The sequence below is a fragment of the Bradyrhizobium sp. STM 3809 genome, assembly GCF_000239795.1.
Taxonomy (GTDB): domain Bacteria; phylum Pseudomonadota; class Alphaproteobacteria; order Rhizobiales; family Xanthobacteraceae; genus Bradyrhizobium.
The window spans coordinates 1-1,421 of sequence record NZ_CAFJ01000341.1 but is presented as its reverse complement, the minus strand read 5'-3'; the positions used below and the strand labels follow the sequence as shown (position 1 = coordinate 1,421).

The window sequence follows — 1,421 nt, the reverse complement described above, 5'->3', positions numbered from 1 at the left end:
AGCCGGTCTCGCGCAGCAGCTGGTGGGTGAACAGCCCGCCGCTCATGCCGATCTTGCGGTGGATGCGCCAGACCGAGAGCTCGATGTTCTCGGCATCGAGCGCGGTCTTCCACGCGAGCACATGTTGGTAGACGCTGTCGACCAAGGTGCCGTCGAGGTCGAACAGAAAGGCGGTTTCGATGCGCATGGGTCTGCTCCGGCGGAATGGCAAAGAGCCAAGCGGCCCATGCGGTCAGGGTTCCTTTGCGGTCCGCGAGGACGCTCCGAGCCTCGACCAGGCGTCAATTCATCGACCAAGACGTCATCGCGGCGGCCGCGGAGCTGCCCGGATGGACCGCCGCTCGTCGATGCTCATGGGAGTGCGGGGGGCTGGTTGCGCCGGCGTCGTTCGCAGGCGCGCGCCCCGCGCCGATGCGCTCAGCCCTTCGGACGGATGAAGCCGGCGAGCGTCTTCTTCTGCTCCTCGCACCAGTTGGTCATGCCGAGGCGTCGCTGATCCATGTCGATGGCCTGGGTGGCGACCGCGACCTCGGCCATCAGATCGTCGTCCTGCTTCTGGCCCATCTTGCCGCCGGTGTGCATGTAGGCGATCGCCTGGCGCACCTTCTCCGTGGTGCCGTCGGGCATCTGCATGTCCTCGGCCTTCTTGACGAGGTCCTGATAGACGACATCGATGCCGGGGCATTCGACCTTGGTGGCAAAGGCCTCGAGCACCATCGTCGTGTAGACATGGCGCGGCTCGGCGCTGACCGGACCCACCGCAGCGGCCGTGAGCACGGCCGCAATGGTCAACCTCAAACTCATACGCAAGTCTACCTCCCGCTTGTTTTCGGGAAGGCTAGCGCCTGACCGCAGCGCGATCAACAAGCAGCGCGGTGCAACATGCGCGATTTGATCGCGCCTTACCGCCCGACTACTTGCGCAGTCGGCGCTCCTGCTCCTTCAGCAGCAGGTCCAACTCCTCGCTCTGCTGCGCCAGGCGATCGGCGTTGCGCTCCTCGTCGGCGGCGCCCGACTGCGAGGCGGCCTGCTCGGTGATCTGGCGGATGTTGTCGCGCAGGATCGCGATGCGGTCGGCGAGATCGGCGGTGGACAAGACGGTCGGATCGGTCAGGCTCATGAACCCCTCGCAGATGCACTTGATCGGGCGCAGTTCCTTAGCTTGGAAAGCTGTGCCGGGACAAGTGTATCGCGGCGCGGCATCAACCACGCCGCCGGCCAGATGCGGCGGGCCTGCGCCGACCGGGTCTCAGCGCACCGGCATTGGCGGCCGTACGACCGGCTGGTCGGGATCGGCGGCCACCGGCGCGGACGGCAAGGCCATCGGCGCCGGAGGTGGCGGAACCATCGCCGTCGTGGCGGGCGCCGGCGGTCGCGGCCGGTGCGGCACCGGCGCTCCCGGCTGTGCGGGGCCACGGCGG

2 protein-coding genes and 1 pseudogene are annotated in these 1,421 nt (G+C 67.8%); all 3 read right to left on the bottom strand.

Annotated features, from left to right (window positions below):
* A pseudogene (locus tag BRAS3809_RS18575) lies at positions 1 to 187 on the bottom strand (HAD family hydrolase); the annotation flags it as partial.
* Between the two features lie 230 nt (positions 188 to 417).
* The gene (locus tag BRAS3809_RS18570; protein ID WP_008963618.1) at positions 418 to 804 is read right to left on the bottom strand and encodes a hypothetical protein; all 387 of its coding nucleotides are present in this window, start codon (positions 802 to 804) and stop codon (positions 418 to 420) included.
* Positions 805 to 913: 109 nt separating this feature from the next.
* Positions 914 to 1,120, bottom strand: a complete 207-nt coding sequence (locus BRAS3809_RS18565) for a hypothetical protein (RefSeq protein ID WP_008963617.1) — start codon at positions 1,118 to 1,120, stop codon at positions 914 to 916.
* Positions 1,121 to 1,421: the final 301 nt, after the last annotated feature.

Coding starts and splice junctions, on each gene's coding strand:
- BRAS3809_RS18565 (WP_008963617.1), bottom strand. CDS start 1,120: ATGAGCCTGACCGATCCGACCGTCTTGTCCACCGCCGATCTCGCCGAC.
- BRAS3809_RS18570 (WP_008963618.1), bottom strand. CDS start 804: ATGAGTTTGAGGTTGACCATTGCGGCCGTGCTCACGGCCGCTGCGGTG.